Origin of the sequence: Winogradskya consettensis (genome assembly GCF_018332715.1) — a bacterium.
Classification (GTDB): Bacteria; Actinomycetota; Actinomycetes; order Mycobacteriales; family Micromonosporaceae; genus Actinoplanes; species Actinoplanes consettensis.
On record NZ_BOQP01000083.1, the window covers coordinates 1 to 19,439 of the forward strand.

Here is a 19,439-nt window from a genome sequence, read left to right on the forward strand (position 1 = left end):
GGAGCCCGGAGCCCGGAGCCCCTTAATCTGGCTATACCGCGGTCGCGGGAATGGCATCGAGGTTCGAGTTTCCGGCTAGGCGGCGGACTGTTGGTGTGAGCGACGATTGGCCGGCGCTTCGGTTTCACGTGAAACGTGCCGTGCGGACTCTTCTCCCTCTATCGGTCCGCTAGGGGCCGTCCGCAGCGAGAGGCCGGGTTGAGGGCGATCCTTGCCCACGGGCTGGCTCGGCTCCCGCTACTAACTTGATCGGCTCACAACGGCCGTAGATTTCAATCGGGTGGCTTAGGCCTGCGTGGATGCGGCTTATCGAGTTCTCGGCTTGTTTCACGTGAAACGTGGCGGCAGGCGCGGCAGGCCGGGCGATGGCGTGCCGGTGCGAAGACCCGGTCAGGTAGCCGGATCAGCCGCCCCTTGGAGCCCGAAGGAGGCGATGTTCGTTCGAGCAGCGGGTCGTGTCTGAGGCGATGCGAACAGCAATAGATCTCGGCGAGAGCCCTCGTACCACGCGACCCTAAGGGGCCGGGCGCGGCCGGGAACCAGAAGCCTACGTTTCACGTGAAACGGCTTAGGGCTCAGTGGTTGGCCGAGGCATCCGTCTAGCTCTTGAAGTGCCTGGAGCGCGAAGTCCTCATGGTGCCGCTCACCCATCGGTCACTTCCTCAGGCGGGATTGCGAGGTTACGAATCTTGGAGGGCAACGATGGATTCGGCTCATTCAGCGGGCGCTGACTACGAGTAAGAGGTTGGAGCTTGCTGTTCGGTGACGGCATGAGAGTGGCGTGAGACCGCTATGTCGTGCCAACTCGTACTGATGCTGGGTTTGGTAGGCCTACGAGGTTCGGGTGGATGCAGGCGCTGGGCCGGGGAGCTCTGGCATGGGAGCGGGAGTTCGCTAGTTGGCGGGCGCGCCACGGGCCTGTGCCTCGGGAACCGCAGAGTCGGGAGACACGATCACGGGGTCCCTGGATTAGGCCTCCATCTCCGCTGACCCAGGATGCCGAGGAACCGCATTTGCCGGCGCCGACCGTAGACCGGGCAGCTGTGCGCCTGGGGAGGGCAGCGTGCTGGTTACTGCGTACCCGGCGGTCGAGTGGCCCGAGGCGTGTCTATCCCGCTGAAGCGTTCAAGGCCTGGTTCTAGAGCCCAGCTTGCCGCTAGGGGCTCGACTATGACCGTCGCCGATGTGGCACTCTCGAGCCGGCCCGGAGGGCCGTCGATCTGACCGTTGTCCTTGCACTGCGATTGACCGGGGCTCGCGCTAAACGCCGGCTGAAGTATTTGGGTCTGTCAGGCGGCGTTGCTAAGGACGACGCCGTCGGACCTTGTCTGGCGTCCGACCTGTGGGCAGCCGGGCATGCTCCATCGAATGATTCACGTGAAACTGCGGCCAGATCCGGAGTGGTGAGGCTTGATAGACCGGTTGCTTGTCAGGGTCAGACAGGCCCCGAACCGTCTGAGCTGAACTCCGTCTGTGGGATGGCTGGCCCGATTCGACAGAGCCTCGTCAGCGAGGGCTGTTCGCTCGCGGCCCACGGCCTGATCCTCAGGTGACCATCTGCGGGCCGAGTTCCACCTTCGACCGCTGCCAGTCTGACTCGCGAGCACGAGTCGTAAGCGGTCTGGTGGAGGCGCTCCCCTACTCGTAGCCCCTGAGCGTTTGGGCTTTGCGGGGCTTACTGAGTGAGACCTGGAAAATCGGCGGGATGGCTCCGCGCAGCAGCGCGATGCGCTGTAACGTCCGAGATCACATACTCAGCTATGCGCTGTCAAAGATCTTCGGGTGGGTGGAGACAGCTGCGAATCGTGCATGACTCTCAACAGCACAAGCCGAGAGGGATCGGTTGGGTATCTGGTATGCCCCGTGGTGCAGCGGGCAGGCAACCCCGGCGCATCGGCGCCCCGGGATTGCCGCAGTACTGGCGCGGACGTAGACCGGGCGAGCACGGCGGCGAAGGGCTTGGTCGGACGCTGAGGGTTAGCTCGATTGCGCGACCTGCTTCTGTTGATTCCGTGGGGTGAAGGTGTCCATGGGCGGTTGGTGGATCTGACCTTGGTCGGGTTTCGGTAGGAGATCGACATCGGGCCTCGCCCGAAGCAGCCGGCGACCGCCGTGGCTGAATCTGACTGGATGCGGCGAGGGCTGTGTCCAAACTAGGCGTCTGAGCCTGTATCGAATTTGAGCGCCGACGATTCTCCCTTTCCCGCTGCGACAGCTGAGGCCGGGCCATCTGGTTTTGGGGCACGTGTTCCGTGCTCGCCCACAGCCACTAAGCCGGATCACTGTTGGGCCGCCCAAATGGTCAGGCCGCGAACGCTTGTGATGGCAGGGTCGATCGCGGATTTTGCGGCCTCGGATTTGCGGGCCGAGAGTCGGCGGTGGCCGGGGCGGCGTAACCCCGGCACCTTGCGATCGGTAGGGGTAGCAATGAGCTGACTCTGAGGACTGATCCCGCCAGCCGAGTTCGGGGTCTAGATGGGCATGGCGTCGGCTGCGGCTGCGGCGAGTTGGCACCGATGCAGGAAGGGAGGGGGTTGTCGCCAAACGCATTGCCGTTGCCCACAGGAAGCTTGGGACCCCGGCTTCAAGACTGTCGTGGCGACGTCGGGCATCCCCATTGAGCGGACTCAGGAACACCGACCACGCCGAATCAACCAAGCTCATCACCAAGGCGCTGGGTGGCTAGAGCTTGGTTACAGAGGCCCGCCGAGCGGGGCCCGGTCCCGCAGGGCTCCCTGCGAGAAACGAAAGGCTGCCGGCTCGCGGCCCGCGGTAGCGGAGTTGGCGGTTGAGGAGAGGTTTGGCGTCGGCAGGGTAGGGGTTGGAGACCGATTGCCAGAGTGGCCGGAGGGTCTCGGGTGGGGGCGGGTGAGCAGATCGCCAGTGCTGAGTGGCTGGCCGACCGATGGCTGCGAGCGGATGAAGGCTGCTCGCATTCTCGTGGTTGGGGGTGGACGAGCTATCGGTGGAGGGCACTATCCACAAGCTGTGTGGAAGGGCTGTTGAAAAACTTGGAGGCGCGTTTCACGTGAAACATTGCCGATGGGATGGGTGTTCTGTGTAGCGGTATCCACAGGGGGTGTAGTGCTGCGACGTCGCGTTTCACGTGAAACCGGGGGGCCTGTGGATAACTCCTGTGGATAACTTTGGGCGTACGGAGATATCCACTGGGGGTGATTGGGTGAGAGGTGGCGGCGGCTTTCCTGGGGTGTGTGGGCGGGTTATGCACAGGCTGGAAATTGGCTCGGGACATGGCCGTCCAGCTGCACTAGGGTCAGCGTCGTGCCCGACGAAACGCCTTCGCTTCCGGACTTCACCCGCTGGCCCTCCTTCCCGTTCGAGGGCGACATGCGGGTTAAGCGACTGAACGCGCCTGTTGACGTGGAGCCTCCCCGTAGCGGTGAGGATGCTGGCGACTGCGTTGCTTGTAACACCCCGGATGACTCGTACATCTGGGTTAGCGAGCGGTGGCGGGTTCGGGGGATGGAGCGTCCGACCGGGCTTCCCATGGTGCTGATCCTTGAGTGTCGTTCGCATCTCGACCTCGGTGATCTGACCAACCTGCTGGCCGCTGAGCTCGGGGTCATGACGGTTCGGTTGGAGCGGGCGGTTCGATCGCTCGACGGCGTTGCCAGGGTTCACGTGAATCGCTGGGGCGATGGTTCCTCGCACCTTCACATGTGGTTCCTCGCTCGGCCCTACGGGTTGCTGCAACTCCGGGGCACATTCCTGTCCCTCTGGGACGACATCCTTCCGGTGATCCCGGAGGAGAAATGGCTCGAGAACCTCGCCCATGTCGCGGCCTGGCTTGCGGAGTTCGGCGGGCGTGCCATCGCCGAGCCACCCCACATCCATTGGCAGTCGCCGTCGACGTTCGCCACCTCCCCCGACGCAGTCAGTGAGGTGGTCGCAGAGGATGGCAAGACCGGCGCTGCGGCAGGCGGATCCGAAACTGATGCAAGACCATTTGGGTACGCCGACAGTGCCCGCTCGTTAGCCGAAGCCTCCCCGGCCGGAGCCGGGACAGGCGTTACTAGCACCGTTGGCGCGCACGAGACCGTCGGCCAAGAAGAGCTGGGCGGACGTACGGACATGGGCGGTGGTGAGGATGTGGATAGCCGAAGCGCTGACGGGGGCGCAGTCGTCCTGTCTGCGGCGGACGATGGGGGCGCGACGACTGAGGTGCGGGAAGTAGGTACTCCCCCGGAGTTGGTTGGCGGGGAAGGGCTGTTCGGTGGTGCTGAGGAAAGTGGCGACACGGAGATGGGTAGCGCCGTGGAGGCAGGGCGGACGCCGAAAGGGTCGGGTACGGCTGCTGGTGTTGAGTCGACCGGCCGATTCATTCCGACGCAGTCGGGCTCGCGGGATGCCGCCGGTGATGCGCCGGCTGACGTCTCGGGGTGAGCGTCAAGGGCCTGGGCCGGGCCGGGCTTGGACCGGGCTTGGATTTGGGCCTGGACCAGGACTTGGGTTTCGGTAAGTCGCGACGAGCCGAGCGAGGGCCTGAGTAAGTCGACGCTGGAGGGCTCTACGGGAAGGCCCAGGACGCCGTAGGTCACCGGAGATCGGTGAATGGGCCGGAACGGCCCGCGGTGGTGGTGGCCCGCGGTGGTGGTGGCCCGCGGTGGTGGTGGCCCGCGGTGGTGGTGGCCCGCGGTGGTGGCTCGGCTTGAGAGTGCGGCGTTTAGGGGCGTTGGCGGCGGGCGGGGTGCGGCATTGTCGAGGCGGGCTGGGTTGTGGCGGGGCGTCGGTGATGCTGGGTCGGATGCTGCAGCGCGGAACGTGGGAGTCGCTGTTTGGTGATGCCGGGAGCGTAGGGCAAACGGGCCGAGCGATGGTGGCCGTCGCGTACATCGGTGCGATAGCCCGGTCGGGGCGCACGCCTATGGGAACTGGCGCTCGCGGTAGACGTCGCCGGCTTTGTAGGCCGTGCCGGCGATGCGATGGATCTGGCCCTCTCTCCTGGCTACTGGGAGGGTCCGGGTGTCGGCGAACTGGAGATCATTCGGTAGCCGTTCGAGTAGTACGGCGTGGCTATGCCGTTGTGGTGGAGATCAGGTTGATTGTGTTGCCGGCGTTGTTCAGGTCGTGCTGAGGGGGTTATGTCCAGCCGATCAAATGCCAGCCGTGACCGCTCGGCGCGGTGACGATCGGCGGTGTGTCGGTGTGATCGACCAACCCTGCACGGTGCGGAACAGCCTGACTGGGAGGTCGACACCAGGTTGGCGCGCAACCGGGAGTAATTAGCGCGCGGGGATCGAAGACCTGAGGACAGGGCGGTGAAGAGGCGCCCTCAAGGACCTGGGTGGTGGGGCGCCGGCGGTAACGGTGCGGGCGGTCGGGGTGGCCCCAGGCGTCTGGGTTGTGGGGCGTGGGTGGCACCGGGCCGGGCGGTGAGGTGGCCTGCGGACCCGGGGCGATGAGTATGTGCCTACGTAACCGGCTGACGGATGGAGCAACCGTGCAACCGTACAACCGGGCTGGCGGATGGGAGCGACCCATGGAACCGGCTGGCGGGGTGGGGATGGCCTAAGCACCCGGGGCGGTGAGTGGGCGGGCCTAAGCAACCGAGGCTGGCGCGTGGGAGAGACATTCGCGACCAGGGACGGTAGTTGGCCGGCGTACCCGGGCCGCGGGGTGAGAGGTGGCCGGTACGCCCGGGCGGTGGGGTGGCGTACCCGGGCGGTGTGAGGTGGGGTGGCCGGGCGGTGTGAGGTGGGGTGACCGGCGTACTCGGGCGGTTGAGGTGGGGGTGGTTAGTGAGGGGTTCGGGTTGTGGCTTGGGTGACCAGGGTGGTGAGGATTTTGCCCAGGTCCAGGCCTGCGGTTTGGACGGCGAGGGGTAGCAGGGAAGTTTCCGTCATGCCTGGGGAGACGTTGACGCCTAGGACGTGGGGGGTGCCGTGGGGGTCGACGATGAGGTCGACTCGGGAGAGGTCTCGGAGGCCCAGGGCTTTGTAGGCGGCCAGGGCTAGGGAGGCGACGGCGTCGGCTACGGGTGGGGTGAGTCTGGCGGGGGTGTGCCAGGTGGTGAGGCCGGCGGTGTAGCGGGCGGCGTAGTCGTAGATGCCGTTGCGGGGGACGATCTCTACGGCGGGGAGGGGGAATGGGCCCTCGCCGAGGTCGAGTACTGAGACTGCCACCGAGGTTCCGGTTACGTATTTCTCGACCAGGGCTGTGGAGTCGTACGCGAAGCAGCCGACCATTGCCGCCGGGAGTGCCGATGATTCTCGGGCGACCGAGGCGCCCAGGCCTGAGCCGCCCTCGGCGGGTTTGACCATGAGGGGGAGGCCGAGGCGGTCGGAGATTCGGCTGAGGACGGCCTCGGCGCCGAGTTCTGAGAAGCGGTCGTGGGGCAGCGCCACCCAGTCGGGGGTGGGGATGCCCGCCTCGCGGAGCCGGGATTTTGCCGACGGTTTGTCCCAGGCGAGGCGGGCTGATGCTGCGGTGCTTCCTACGTAGGGGACGCCGCAGAGGTCCAGGACTCCACGGAGCGAGCCGTCCTCGCCGGTTGCTCCGTGGAGGGCGATGACGACCGCGTCCGGGGGGTCTTCCTGCAGGGTCGGGAGCAGGGTTACGTCCGCGTCGCGGAGCTCCGCTGAGAGGCCTGTTGCGCGGAGGGCGTCCAGGACTCGGCGGCCGGAACGCAGTGAGACGTCGCGTTCGTAGGAGAGGCCGCCGGCGAGGACGAGGACATGCGGATCTTTGGACGTACCCATGGGGGTGATCATGCCAAGTCGGGGCCGGGGGTGTCCGCGGCGGCTGGGCCACGACGGTGGTGGGGTGTGGTGGTGGGGCCGAAGACCGCGCGCATGGCGAGCTCTTGTTCCATGACGCCGGAGAGGCGGCGGACGCCTTCGCGGATGCGGTCCGGCGGGGGGAACGAGAAGTTGAGGCGGATGTTGCCCGTGCCGTTGCCGTCGGCGTAGAAGCCGGTGCCGGGGACGTAGGCGACACGGGCCGCGACGGCGCGCGGGAGCATGGCTTTGGAGTCGAGGCCCGGGGGGAGGGTGGCCCAGACGAAGAGGCCGCCGTTGGGGTGGGTCCAGGTGGTGCCGGTCGGCATCATGTCGCGCAGGGCGTCGAGGAGGGCGTCGCGGCGTTCGGCGTACACCTGGCGGTAGATCTTGATCTGTTCGCGCCAGGGCATGGTGGCGAGGTACTGGGTTACGGCGCCCTGTGCGAACGCGCTGGGGCAGAGGATGTTGGCTTCGGAGGCCATGACGAGCTTTTCGCGTACGGCGTGGGGGGCCAGGATCCAGCCCACCCGCAGGCCGGGAGCGAAGGTCTTGGAGAAGGTGCTCAGGTAGAGGATGCCTGTGCGTTTGCGGGCACGCAGCGGACGTGGGGCCTCGCCCTCGAAGCTGAGCGTTCCGTACGGGTCGTCCTCGACCACGAGCAGTCCGTGGCGTTCGCAGATGTCGAGGATCTGCTCGCGGCGCTCCTCGGTCAGGGTGACGCCGGTCGGGTTCTGGAACGTCGGGATCGTGTAAAGGAACTTGGCTCGTCCGCCCGACTGCGCGATGGCGGCTTCGAGGGCTGCGGGGATCAGGCCGTCTGCGTCCATTGCGACGTGGCGTACCTGTGCCTGGGCGGCCTGGAACACGCCGAGTGCGCCGACGTAGGTCGGCCCCTCGGCGAGCACCACGTCACCCGGGTCCAGGAACAGCCGTGCCACCAGGTCGAGGGCCTGCTGTCCGCCGACGGTCACCACCACGTCGTCGGGGGAGGCACCGGTGGAGGCGTCGATGCCGGAGAGGGCCATGACTTCGCAGATGCGTTCGCGGAGCTCGATCGTGCCCTGGCCGATGCCGTACTGAAGGCTGGTCGTGCCCATCTCGCTGGCGAGCTTGCCCATCATCTCGCCGACCGCGTCGAGCGGGAGCGCGGCGATGAACGGCGAGCCGCCGGCCAGGGAGACCACCTCGGGGCGGCTCGTCACGGCGAACAGGGCGCGGATCTCGGAAGTGGTCATTCCCCGGACCCGCCGCGCGTAGCGATCGGTGTAATCATCCTGAGTCGTGCCGGTCATGCGGCGTCACCCCTACCAGTCTGTCGGAAAGACCATGCTAAACGTCCGAGGGAAGGCTTCAACCAAGTTGACCACCGGGCGGGACACCCGGTCGGGTCCGTTCCGCTCCCGTTCAGAACGATTGCGGCGTAGGATCCGTCGGGGGGCGCGGGCATGCACGTGACAAAGAACCGTGCCGCAGGTCCGGACAGCTCACCGATTCTCAAGGGGTCCCGCCATGTCGCGACGCCTGGTCAACCTGACCCTCGACACTCTCGAGGACCTACCCCGGCCGTGCCGTGGGTGCGTCTACTGGGAGCTCGACCCGGTCTCCGCCGAGCGGGCCTGCGCCTCCGGCGATCCAGGTCTGGAGAAAGAGGCCTGGGTTTCTCAGACGCTGTTGGAGTGGGGTTCCTGCGGCAAGCTCGCGTACGTCGACGGCATGCCGGCGGGGTTCGTCATGTACGCGCCGCCGGCGTACGTTCCGCGGTCGATGGCCTTCCCCACGTCCCCGGTGAGTGCCGATGCGGCGCTGCTGATGACCTCGCACGTGGTGCCCGCGTTCGCCGGTGGCGGGTTGGGCCGGATGCTCGTGCAGGGCGTGGCGCGTGATCTCACCAAGCGCGGTGTGAAGGCGATCGAGGCGTTCGGCGACCAGAAGTTCGGTGAGGCCGGCGAGGGCGAGGAAGGCTGCGTCGCACCGGTCGACTTCTTCCTGTCGGTCGGGTTCAAGACGGTGCGGCCGCATCCGCGGTATCCGCGGCTGCGGCTGGAGCTGCGCACGGCGTTGTCGTGGAAGTCCGACGTCGAATACGCGCTGGAGAAGCTGCTCGGCTCGATGAGCCCGGAGACGCTGCTGCGACCGGTCAGACCGGCCGCAGCGACAACGTCAACGCAGGGATAGTCGCGCGCCGACGATCGTGGCGCGCGGCCCGAAGACTTACGAGTTGCGTGAGGCGAGCGCGAGCCGCAGCTGGCGCACGTCGATCGAGCCGGTGGGCACGTCGGCCTCGACGGGGAAATACATCCGCTGGACGGCGGCCAGGATCGCTTCGACGATCTGCTCGCGGAAGAGCGGGTCGACGAGCCGCTCACGGTCCACGGGCGAAGTCAGATAACCGAGATCGACCCGTACGGTGGGCATGCGGGTCAGCCGCAGAAGCTCCCACGTCTTGGCGTGGATGCGGTTGTCCTGCATGCCCGTGCGCACGACGATCTCGCGCTGCACCAGGTTGGCGAGCCGCTCCCCCACCGTCGACGTGAGCCCGTTGCCGGTGCCGTAGTGGTAGGACGCGACGCCGTCGGCGGTGGGCGTCTCCTGCCCGTCGAGGTGCAGCGAGATCAGCAGGTCGGCGCCGAGGCTGTTGGCCAGGGCCGCGCGCTCCTGCCCGGTCATCGGCTGGGTCGGCGCCGGACCGCGGGTCAGGTGCACCCGCATGCCTGCGGCGGCGAGCCGGCCCTCGAGCCGGGTCGCGATGTCGAAGACGAGATCGGCCTCGTTCCACCGCAGCTGCCCGTCGGGCACGACCACGCCGGGATCGTCGGCGCCGCCGTGGCCCGGGTCGATCACGATGGTCTTGCCGACGAGGCTGGAGCCGGACTGGCGGAAGGCCTCGGCCTCGCGCAGCCAGTTGGGGCGCCCGCCGACGACCTTGCGGCCGAGCCGGCGCAGGGCCTTCATGGTGTTGGGCCCGCAGGAGCCGTCGGGGGTCAGGCCGACCTCGCGCTGGAACTGGGCGACTGCCCGGGCGGTGCGGGGGCCGTAGATGCCGTCGGCGCGACCGGTGTCGAAGCCCATCTCGAGCAGGCGCTCCTGCAGGGTCCGGACGTCCTCGCCGACCAGGAACGTGGGCACCGAGTGGAACAGGGTGCGCGCACCAAGTTTCCAGCGGGCGCCGTCGAGCGTCGCCCAGGTTTCGGTGCCGACGATGCCGTCGACGCCGAGGCCGCGGCTCTGCTGGAAGGCACGCACGGCCGTTTGGGTGGCATCGTCGAACTCGGTGCCCCCCGTCTCCAGCAGCTCGAGATCCACCAGAATCGACCGGATCTCCTCGACGGCCGGACCGGTGTCTCCACGTCGGATCGAGCGCACGCACGGCTCCCTAAAGGCTGGGGGAAAGTCTCCCGGAGCGTACTCCTCAATGTCCCGGGTGGCCGGACGGCGAGGGTGTTGCCAGGGAGGGGAGGGTCAAAGAACAACGCCCCGCATCCGGGTGGATGCGAGGCGTTGCGAACACGTCGTTTAGAGAGCCGACTCGATGAAGTTCACCAGGGCGCCCTTGGGCTTGGCACCGGCGACGGAGTTGACCGGCTCGCCACCCTTGAACAGGGTCAGCGTCGGCACGGACATCACCCGGTAGGCCCGGGCGGTCTCCGGGTTCTCGTCGATGTTGAGCTTGACGATCTTGACGCGGTCGCCCATCTCGGCAGCGATCTCCACGAGCAGCGGGTCGACCTTCTTGCACGGTGCGCACCACTCGGCCCAGAAGTCGACAAGAACCACCTTGTCGGACTGCAGCACGTCACTCGTAAAAGTGGCGTCGGTGACGGCCTGGTTTGCTCCCACTTCGGACCTCCTGGTTACAGCTTTACCCGGTGATTTACAGCTCGATGAATGACGCGATGAAGTGCTCGGCGTCCAGTGCGGCGGCGCAGCCGGTGCCCGAGGCCGTGATGGCCTGACGGTAGGTGTGGTCGACCAGGTCGCCGGCGGCGAACACGCCGGGGATGTTGGTCCGGGTGGACGGGGAGTCAACCTTGACGTAACCGTCGTCGTCCATCGCGATCTGACCCTTGAACAGCTCGCTGCGCGGGTCGTGACCGATCGCGACGAAGACGCCGGTGACGTCCAGAACCTTGGTCTCCCCGGTCTCGACGTTGCGCAAACGCGCACCGGAGACCTTGCCGTCATCGCCGAGAATTTCCTCGACGGCGGAGTTCCACTCGATCTTGATCTTCTCGTTGTTCATCGCACGCAGCTGCATCACCTTGCTGGCCCGGAACGAGTCGCGGCGGTGCACGATCGTCACGGTGTCGGCGAAGCGGGTCAGGAACGTGGCCTCCTCCATCGCGGAGTCGCCACCGCCCACCACGATGATGTTCTGCTTGCGGAAGAAGAAGCCGTCACACGTGGCACAGGACGAGACACCGTGGCCGAGGAGCTCGTCCTCGCCGGGCACGCCGAGCCGGCGCCAGGCGGAACCGGTGGAGAGGATGACCGCGCGGGCGAAGTATTCCTTCTCGCCCACCCAGACGGTCTTGAGCCCCTCGGTGCCGGCCTCGGTCGGCTTGTCACCGAGCTCGACGCGGGTCACGTCGTCGGTGATGAACTCGGCGCCGAACTTCTCGGCCTGCTTGCGCATGTTGTCCATGAGCTCGGGGCCCATGATCCCGTCGGGGTGCCCGGGGAAGTTCTCGACCTCGGTGGTGGTCATCAGCGCGCCACCGGACTGGACGCCCTCGATGACCAGCGGCTTCAGGTTGGCCCGGGCCGCATACAGCGCGGCGGTGTAGCCGGACGGCCCCGAGCCGATGATGATCAGATTGCGGACCTCGTCCACTGCCGACTCCTCAGTCTGGTATCGCCGTGACACGGCGACATACGCACGCTAGAACGTCATGGTAAGAGAGCATCATTCCCGCGCGTCACGGCTTGTGGGCCGCGGCATAGTGGGCGGCCTCACAACGAGCGAATGTAGCGCTCAGCCTACCCGTACGGCGGCGAGCTTGGCGGCGCCGGAACCGGGCGATCCGCAGTCCGCGCCGGCGGCCCAGACCCAGCTTCCGTTGGTGGCGCTGAACTGCACGATCAACGCCGGAACCCCCTGGAACCGGGCGTAGTCGAGGCTCGCCGGGGTGATGGGGCCGGCGCCGTTCTCCCCCGCGATCGCGTCGAGACAGGCGAGCAGCACGTCCTGCACCCGCAGATTGCTGAGCGCGGTGTCGTCCGCCATGGAGCTCTTGCTCCGAGGGGCCGGATCCTGCCCATTGATGCGTGCATCGCCGGAAGGGACCTTGGCGCTCTGGGCCAGCGTCTCCGGCGTGTAGTTCCTGCCGCTGGCCAGCGGCTCGGCGATCTCCGGCCCGACCGCCAGCGTCTGCGGCATGCCCTCCGCCGCGGTCGAGTCACTCGCAGTTTCGGACGATTGATGCTGCTGTAACCCAAAACCTAGGAAACCGAGGAAAACAGCAGCAATGCCGATGGGTGCGGCCCACTTCAGCCGCCGGGCCGTCTTTGACCGGGATCGATCGTTGGGTACGCCGACCAGGTGCCGGACAGGAGTAACGCCCTCAGGCTCGGAGCCCGGCGCCGCGAGATCAGCACTCAGCAGCGCGGCATGATCAGCGTTCAGCAGCACGGCGTCGAGGCGGGCGACGATGTCGTCGGGCATCGGCTCGGGCTCGGCGCCCCAGCTGCGCAGTGCCCCGGAGATGACCCCGACACTCGCGGAAAGCTCCACATAAGCGTCCTGCCAGGCCGGATCGTCGGCGATGAGCCGGGCGACCGTCGCCTCCTCGGGGGTGCCGTCCAGCGCGCCGCCGACATAGTCGGCCAGCAGGTCGAAGTCGACCTCGCTGAACTCTGCCCCGGTCACGGCTGTTCCCCTCTGTCACCCGGACCGGGATGCGGTCCGGCTGCACTGCTCGACCCGGTTGAGACGCGCTTTTCACCGGCTTGGTTCCCGGAGTGATCCCGGTCTCTCGCCGGCTCCGGGTCGACGCCGGTTCTCAGGTGCTTCAGCGCGACCGCCATCCGGGCCCGGCCGCGGGCACACCGGCTCTTGATGGTGCCCTCGGCGACCCCGAGGATCTGCGCGGCCTCGACCACCGCGTAGCCCTGCACGTCGACCAGGACCAATGCGGCCCGCTGCTCGGCCGGCAGCTCGGCCAGCGCGGCACGGACGACGAGCGCGGTGTCGTGATCGTGGGCCGGCGCCGCGGGCTCGGGGCCTGTGCCGCCCTTGTCGGCGTGGCTACCGTCGGGCAGTGGCACGGTGGGGTGCGCCTGCCGGCGGCGGATCCGGTCGAGGCAGGCGTTCACCACGATGCGGTGCAGCCAGGTGGTGACCTGCGAATCGCCCCGGAAACGCGCCGCCGCCCGGTGTGCCGACAGCAGGGCGTCCTGCACGGCGTCGGCGGCCTCCTCGCGGTCGCCGATGGTGCGCAGCGCCACGGCCCACAACCGGTCGCGATGCCGCCGGACCAGCTCGTTGAACGCGAGCGGGTCGCCCTCGACGTGGGCGCGCAGCAGCTCTGCATCGGTCGGCCCAGGAAGGTCCGCACCGCCGGGAGCGCCGCCAGTAGTCACGCGAGCAATTTAGCCCAGGACCGCCATCGGGTTGGAACCACGGACAGCAGAAAGCCCCGCCGACCGTGTCAGCGGGGCTTTCGTCAGGTGCTCAGTCGGTGCCGTAGACCGAGATGTTCTGGACGCTGACGCGGTAGCTGCCGTCGTCGTCCTGCGGCAGCTTCGAGATGAAGACCAGGATGTACTGGTACGTCTGGTCGGCCTCGAAGCCGGTGAGCAGCTCGGTAGTGCCCGAGGTCTTCTCGGGCGAGTTGTCGTTGACCTTTTTGTAGGTCTTGACGATCTTGTCGTCGCCGCTGTTGTTGTCACCCGGGTCCACCGTGCCGGTCCGCGCATCCATCGTCACACCGGGCACGGAGGTCTCCACGCGGACCTCGGAGATGTGCTTGGCCGACTTGAGGTTGATCAAAATCCCCATGCCGGGCTTGAGCCCGCCGAAGTTAGCGGTGGTGTAGCCCTGCGTCTTCCACACCGTGTCGGGATCGTCGTCGACCGTGCCCTTGGCCTTGCCGGTGTCGGCGCGGTCGGTCTTGGGCGGGTCGACGATGCGGACGTTGTCCGCGGTCAGCGCGAACTTCTTGGGTGTCGCTGACGGGGCGTCGGTGCTGGTGCCGCCGTCGTTACCCTGCGCGTCCGTCTGCGGGGCCGTGCTGGCGTCGGGCGAGCTTGCCAGCTGGTCGTTGCCGGAGTCACCGATCGCGCGGATGCCGAAGACGAGCCCGATCACGGCGATCACGGCGAGCACCGCGACACCGATGAAGATCTTGCGGGTGCTCCGGACCGGCTCCGACGCGCTGCCCTGGGCGAAGCGCAGCGGGCCGACATCCTCGTAGTCGTCGTCGGAGGACGAGTCGAGGCGGGAGAGCTCCACGGTCAGGGCCTCGGCCGTGGGGGCGGTGACCCGGCGGTCGAGCAGATCCATCGTCAGATCGTCGAGGTAGGCCGGGACGCCGGCGCGGCTCTGCCGGGGCGTGGTGAGGGTGCCGTTTCCGTCGCGGTTGGCGTCGGGCAGCGTGGAGGGGTGACCAGCCTCGGCGTGTGGCCAGTGACCGGTCAGGGAGTAGTAGAGGATGCCGCCGACGGCGCGGACGTCGCGCTCGGTGCTGTCGGCTGAGTCGGCGCGGGCGTCAGCCAGCACCACCCGGCCGTCGTCGCCGATGAGTGTCGTTCCGGGGTGGACGTTGCCGTGCACCATTCCGGTCGCGTGCACCGCGGTAAGTGCGTCGGCGAGCGAGTGTGCGATCGCGGTGGCACGTCTCGGGTCCATCGGACCGTCGCGTCCCACCAGCTCGCGCAGCGCCTCGCCGTCGACCCACTCGCGCACGACGTAGGCGCGCTCGCCCTCGTCGATGGCGTCGTAGACGCCGACGAGATTGGGGTGGATCACGCGACTCGCGTCGACCGCCGCCTGCAGCATTTCAGTCGCAGAATCGCCGCCCGGGTGCCGCAGCACGACCGCCACGGGACGCCGGAGAATCACATCGATGCCCCGCCAGACCTGCCGGCCAGCACTGTCGTTGTTGACGTGCTCTTCGAGCTGATAACGCTCGGCCAGGATCTCACCGACGGTAGGAGCACCGAAGGTCATGACCGGTCCGGCCTCGTCGGCCGCGGTCTCGTGGCCTTCGCCGACCTGGGTCACCCGTCCTCCCTCGGTGAGTCCGCACGTGTCGCTCACGACCTTACCCGCCCGGGAGCAAGGTCCCACAGTTCATCCCTGCGCGCGGCACCCGTCAAAGGCTGCCCGCCAGGGCCGTTTAGGCCGGTCGGAGCGTTGGAAATAACTGTTCAGCGGGTTTTTGACAACTTCACGGCCAGGCGATCAACGGCCGATTTTGCGGCGCACCATCCCGACGACCTGGCTCACCTCGTGAACCTTGAGCAGCGTAGCTGCCACGAGGTATACCAGCATGATCGCCCCACCGCCGATCACGACCTGAAGTATGGCCGCGCCGCGCCCGGGCGTGTCGCCGCCGGGGAGCAGATTGACGATCAGCAGGCCGGCCACCGTCGCGATCGCCGCGGCCACCACGACCTTCACCAGGGCACGGGCTACCGAGCCGAGGTTCAACCGGCCGATCCGGCGGCGCAGCAGAGCCAGCGAGATCACGGCGGACAGGAGGTAGGAGACCGCGTTCGCCGCCGTCATGCCGGCCGCGGACAAGGATTCGGAGAGGACCTGGGCGACGAAGAAATAACCGACGATCCGGAGCGCGACAACCGGCAGGTTGATCAGTGCGACGGTGCGGTTGCCCTGCAGCGCGTAGAACGCATAGGTGCACAGGTAGCTGATCGACAGCGGGATCACGCAGAACGCGGCGACGACGAGCACCCCGCCGATCGCGAACGCCTGGGCCGAGGTGAGCGCGCCACCCTGGAAGAGGGTGACGGAGATGGGTACGCCGAGCACGCCGTAGACCACACAGATCGGGGCGAGTGCCGTGGTCGTGAGCCGGATCCCGCGGCTGAGGTCGTCGCTGACGTCGGAGAACCGGCCCTCGGCGGCGGCCGCGCTCATCTTCGGCAGCAGCGCCGTCATCACGGAGACGCCGATGATGCCGTGCGCCATCATCGTCAGCAGGAAGACGTTGTTGAAGGCGAGCAGGCTCGCGTTGTCGTCACCGGAGACGCCGCTGAGCACCCGGGCGACCAGGAAGACCGCGATCTGGTTGGCGCCGACGTAGACGAGCATCCAGCCGGCCAGGCCGCCGATCTCGCTCAGGCCCAGGGCCCGCGGGTTCCACTGCCAGCTCCAGCTGAAGCCGACCTTGCGCAGCGCCGGGAGCAGCCCGATGGCCTGGACGACCATGCCGAGCAGGGTGCCGCCGCCGATCACCGCGATCCGGCCGGACGTCATGTCCTCGGCGGTCAGCCCGCGGGCCGTACCGAAGAACAGAATGAAGGCACCGCAGGTCGCGATGACGACCAGGTTGTTGAGGATCGGGGCCCACATCGGCGCGGCGAAGTGCCCGCGGACGTTGAGGACGGCGCCGATCAGCGCGGAGATGCCGGTGAAGAAGATGATCGGCAGGATGAGGTACGACAGCTGGGTGACCAGATGCTGGTAGCCGGGTGCCGCGCCGCTGCTCGACTGGATGGTCGCGATCACCGGGGCGGCCACGGTCACCAGCACCGTCGCGATGCCGAGCGCGACCACGGCGAGGGTGAGCAGCCGCTGGGTGAACAGCTGGCCGCCGTCCGGGTCCGCCTTGCGCCGCCGCACCAGCAGCGGGATCAGCACGCTGGAGAGGATGCCCCCGAGCAGCAGCTCGTAGATCTGGTTCGGGAGGAACTGGGCGCTGGTGTACGGGTCACCGATCGCCTTGCCCAGCGTCATGCCGATCAGCATGTTGCGGACAAAGCCGATGATCCGGCTGACCAGGCTGCCGACCGCCATGACCGCGCTGTTGCCGGCGGTGCTGCGCTCCGACTCGGCCGGAGCCGCGACCTCGGCCTCCGGTTCGGCGCCATAGACGGCTCCGCCCCGGCTCGCGGTGCTGCTGCCGTAGACGGTGCCACCGCCGTCCTGCACCGAGGCCGGGATGACCTCCGGTGGCAGCGCCTGATCGCCGGCCGCGGTGGGGAAAGTTCCGGTGTTGTCGACGGAGACCATGAAGGTGGCTTCGTCGACCTCTTCCGGCTCACCATCGGGCGCGGCGTGCGCGCTGCGGTAGATGCCGCCGCTCACCAAGACCTCCCCAGGGGTACGAACACAGACGCCACCCTAACTATGAGGTGCGTCAGACATGGCGGCGCAGGAGTGTGCCGGGCGCCGCACCCGCCAGCGTCTCCACCATCCAGCACGCCTCGATCGGCACGAGCGGCTCGCTGAGCGCGTCGAGGACCGTCGGATGATCGCAGCCCGCCTCGGTCAGGACACCGAGCAACGCGTTCACCGTCCCCAGGTCGCCGGTGTCCGCGATGTGCCGGGCGAGGGGGCGCACCCGGTCGTAGAGCTGTTCGTCGGGGAGCTCGGCCAGCCGGCGGGCTGCCCTGCGTACGAGATCGGTGAGACCTTCGTGGGGGAAGCGCTTGCCCGTGCGAACCTCGAGCCGTGCGGTGGCCGGGGCGCTGTAGGCCGCGACGGCGGCCTCGTCGAGCACCTGGGGTGACGGCTCCGGCTGCCTGGGCCACCAGTTTTCGGCGGCGAAGAGCGGAAGCGGTGCCTGCTCGGGACCGGAGGGCTCGGGCGGGGGGACCGCCCGGCGCAGCGATCGGTACGCGGCCTCGCGCACCGCCGCCACCGTGCTCTCGTCGTCCTCCCCGGAGACCGGCGCGAACGGCCCGAGCAACGCCACGACCAGGCCGGGGTGCGGAACCGTGGGATCGTCCAGCGCGATCACCTTGGCGAAGAGCTCGAGCTCGTGCCAGTGCAACGCGGCGGGGAAGACGTGGCCCGGCGCGACCCAGCCCAACTGGACCGGCTCGCTGGTCGCCGGCTCGCGCAGGCCCAGCGCCTGCTCGCCGGTAGTCAGGTCGATGTCGAGCACCAGGCCGTAACCGTCAGTGATCGGAAAGGAGACCCTCAAGTGGGTCGGATCGGGTTCGGAAAGCGCGCCGCCCTCCGCCCGCAGGAGGGACCAGAAAAGGGGATCCTCGCTGAGACGGCGCAGCGCCTCGGGTACGGGCACGGGTCCCATCCTGCCCGCTGCGCTCGGTGACCGCCACGACCGATACCCTGGTAGTCCCATGTCTGTGTTGAACACGGCCCAACGCAACGCCGTCCAGGAGCTGTTGCGGGTCTCCCCTGTCGCCGATGAGCTGGGGCGCCGTTTCGGCGCCGCCGGCCATGAGCTGCACCTGGTCGGCGGCTCGGTGCGTGACGCCCTGCTCGGCAGCCTCGGTGATGACCTCGACTTCTGCACGGATGCCCGCCCCGAGCGCACGCTCGAGCTGGTCAAGGGCTGGGCCGACGCGATCTGGGAGACCGGCCGCGAGTTCGGCACGATCGGGATCCAGAAGAACGGTCTCCGGATCGAGATCACCACCTATCGCGCCGAGTCGTACGACGGGGTCACCCGCAACCCGACCGTCGAGTACGGCGACAACCTCCTCGACGACCTGCGCCGCCGGGACTTCACGATCAACGCGATGGCGGTGAGCCTCCCGGGTCACGTCTTCACCGATCCGTACGGCGGGCTCGAGGATCTCGCGGCGCAGCTGATCAGGACGCCGTCGCGGCCGGAGGAGTCCTTCGGTGATGATCCACTTCGGATGCTGCGTGCTGCCCGGTTCGCCGCGAAACTCCGCTTCACGGTGGATCCGGGGGTGATCGCGGCGATGACCGCGATGGCCGCCGACCTCGACCGCATCACCGCCGAGCGGATCCGTGACGAGTTCACCAAGCTGCTCAGCGGCGCCGACCCGGTCGGTGGCCTGCGACTGCTGGTCGACACCGGGCTCGCCGACCGGTTCCTGCCGGAGCTCACCGGGCTCAAGCTGGAGATCGACGAGCACGCGCAGCACAAGGACGTCTACGAGCACACGCTGATCGTGGTCGCGAACGCCGTACGGCTCGAGGGTGAGGCCGGTCCGGACTTCATCCTGCGGATGGCGGCGCTCATGCACGACGTGGGCAAGCCGGCGACCAAGGCCGTCGGCCGCGACGGCCGGGTCAGCTTCCACCACCACGAGGTGGTCGGTGCCCGGCTCACCAAGCAGCGCATGCGCGCCATGAAGTTCCCCAAGGACGTGACCAGCGAGGTGGTTCAGCTGGTCGCGCTGCACCTGCGCTTCTACGGGTACGGCCGGGGCGAGTGGACCGACTCCGCGGTGCGCCGTTACGTGACGGACGCCGCCGAGCTGCTCCCCCGCCTGCACAAGCTCACCCGCTCCGACTGCACGACCCGCAACAAGCGCAAGGCCGCCGGACTGTCCGCGGACTACGACGCGCTGGAGGAGCGGATCGCCCGGATCGAGGCCGAGGAGGACCTGGCGCGGGTGCGCCCCGACCTCGACGGCAACGCGATCATGGAGCTCCTGGGCGTGCCGCCGGGCCCGATCGTGGGTCAGGCGTGGCGCTACCTGAAGGAGATGCGCCTCGACCGCGGGCCGATGCCGCGTGACGAGGCGGAGGCCGAGCTCCTGCGCTGGGCGCGGGAGCAGGGCCACACCCCCTGA

General features: G+C 68.1%; 13 protein-coding genes. 3 read left to right on the forward strand and 10 right to left on the reverse strand.

Features of this window, described 5'->3' with window-relative positions:
* The first annotated feature begins 3,507 nt into the window (after positions 1–3,507).
* Positions 3,508–4,404, forward strand: coding sequence for a hypothetical protein (locus Aco04nite_RS49460; RefSeq protein ID WP_244876840.1), 897 nt, complete (start codon positions 3,508–3,510; stop codon positions 4,402–4,404).
* Positions 4,405–5,756: 1,352 nt separating this feature from the next.
* On the opposite strand, the gene Aco04nite_RS47870 is transcribed toward Aco04nite_RS49460, so the two are convergent.
* Complete coding sequence (locus tag Aco04nite_RS47870; RefSeq protein ID WP_438875012.1) at positions 5,757–6,731, reverse strand: D-alanine--D-alanine ligase family protein; 975 nt, start codon at positions 6,729–6,731, stop codon at positions 5,757–5,759.
* On the reverse strand, positions 6,728–8,032 hold the full coding sequence (locus tag Aco04nite_RS47875) for an aminotransferase-like domain-containing protein (RefSeq protein WP_213003820.1): 1,305 nt from the start codon (positions 8,030–8,032) through the stop codon (positions 6,728–6,730). Before Aco04nite_RS47875 ends, Aco04nite_RS47870 begins: the two co-directional genes overlap by 4 nt.
* Positions 8,033–8,249: 217 nt before the next feature.
* Here Aco04nite_RS47875 and Aco04nite_RS47880 point away from each other — a divergent pair, with 217 nt between their 5' ends.
* Positions 8,250–8,915, forward strand: coding sequence for a GNAT family N-acetyltransferase (locus Aco04nite_RS47880; RefSeq protein ID WP_203837294.1), 666 nt, complete (start codon positions 8,250–8,252; stop codon positions 8,913–8,915).
* Between the two features lie 36 nt (positions 8,916–8,951).
* On the opposite strand, the gene Aco04nite_RS47885 is transcribed toward Aco04nite_RS47880, so the two are convergent.
* The 8 genes from Aco04nite_RS47885 to Aco04nite_RS47920 all read right to left on the reverse strand — a co-directional run bounded on the left by Aco04nite_RS47885 (position 8,952) and on the right by Aco04nite_RS47920 (position 17,959).
* Positions 8,952–10,103 carry an N-acetylmuramoyl-L-alanine amidase gene (locus Aco04nite_RS47885; RefSeq protein WP_213003821.1) on the reverse strand — a complete coding sequence of 384 codons (1,152 nt, stop codon included), beginning with the start codon at positions 10,101–10,103 and terminating at the stop codon, positions 8,952–8,954.
* Positions 10,104–10,253: 150 nt separating this feature from the next.
* Entirely contained in the window at positions 10,254–10,577 is a 324-nt protein-coding gene (trxA, locus tag Aco04nite_RS47890; RefSeq protein ID WP_213003822.1) for a thioredoxin, read from the reverse strand.
* A gap of 34 nt (positions 10,578–10,611) precedes the next feature.
* Positions 10,612–11,571, reverse strand: coding sequence for a thioredoxin-disulfide reductase (trxB, locus tag Aco04nite_RS47895; protein WP_213003823.1), 960 nt, complete (start codon positions 11,569–11,571; stop codon positions 10,612–10,614).
* Positions 11,572–11,712: 141 nt separating this feature from the next.
* Positions 11,713–12,606 (reverse strand): RsmA family anti-sigma factor, encoded by an 894-nt coding sequence (locus tag Aco04nite_RS47900; protein ID WP_213003824.1) that lies wholly within the window; start codon positions 12,604–12,606, stop codon positions 11,713–11,715.
* Positions 12,603–13,319, reverse strand: a complete 717-nt coding sequence (gene sigM / locus Aco04nite_RS47905) for an RNA polymerase sigma factor SigM (RefSeq protein ID WP_213003825.1) — start codon at positions 13,317–13,319, stop codon at positions 12,603–12,605. The genes Aco04nite_RS47900 and sigM overlap by 4 nt, the downstream gene beginning before the upstream one ends.
* A 91-nt stretch (positions 13,320–13,410) precedes the next feature.
* Complete coding sequence (locus tag Aco04nite_RS47910) at positions 13,411–14,961, reverse strand: protein kinase family protein (RefSeq protein ID WP_239158878.1); 1,551 nt, start codon at positions 14,959–14,961, stop codon at positions 13,411–13,413.
* A 180-nt stretch (positions 14,962–15,141) separates the two neighbouring features.
* Positions 15,142–17,007 carry a murein biosynthesis integral membrane protein MurJ gene (gene murJ / locus Aco04nite_RS47915; protein WP_213003826.1) on the reverse strand — a complete coding sequence of 622 codons (1,866 nt, stop codon included), beginning with the start codon at positions 17,005–17,007 and terminating at the stop codon, positions 15,142–15,144.
* A gap of 52 nt (positions 17,008–17,059) precedes the next feature.
* Entirely contained in the window at positions 17,060–17,959 is a 900-nt protein-coding gene (locus Aco04nite_RS47920; protein ID WP_213003827.1) for a hypothetical protein, read from the reverse strand.
* A 49-nt stretch (positions 17,960–18,008) separates the two neighbouring features.
* Here Aco04nite_RS47920 and Aco04nite_RS47925 point away from each other — a divergent pair, with 49 nt between their 5' ends.
* The gene (locus Aco04nite_RS47925; protein ID WP_213003828.1) at positions 18,009–19,439 is read left to right on the forward strand and encodes a CCA tRNA nucleotidyltransferase; all 1,431 of its coding nucleotides are present in this window, start codon (positions 18,009–18,011) and stop codon (positions 19,437–19,439) included.

What these genes read in the sequence shown, in the direction of transcription:
- Aco04nite_RS49460 (WP_244876840.1), top strand. Translation starts at nt 3,508, where the DNA reads ATGGTGCTGATCCTTGAGTGTCGTTCGCATCTCGACCTCGGTGATCTG.
- Aco04nite_RS47870 (WP_438875012.1), bottom strand. Translation starts at nt 6,731, where the DNA reads ATGATCACCCCCATGGGTACGTCCAAAGATCCGCATGTCCTCGTCCTC.
- Aco04nite_RS47875 (WP_213003820.1), bottom strand. Translation starts at nt 8,032, where the DNA reads ATGACCGGCACGACTCAGGATGATTACACCGATCGCTACGCGCGGCGG.
- Aco04nite_RS47880 (WP_203837294.1), top strand. Translation starts at nt 8,250, where the DNA reads ATGTCGCGACGCCTGGTCAACCTGACCCTCGACACTCTCGAGGACCTA.
- Aco04nite_RS47920 (WP_213003827.1), bottom strand. Translation starts at nt 17,959, where the DNA reads ATGGGACCCGTGCCCGTACCCGAGGCGCTGCGCCGTCTCAGCGAGGAT.
- Aco04nite_RS47925 (WP_213003828.1), top strand. Translation starts at nt 18,009, where the DNA reads ATGTCTGTGTTGAACACGGCCCAACGCAACGCCGTCCAGGAGCTGTTG.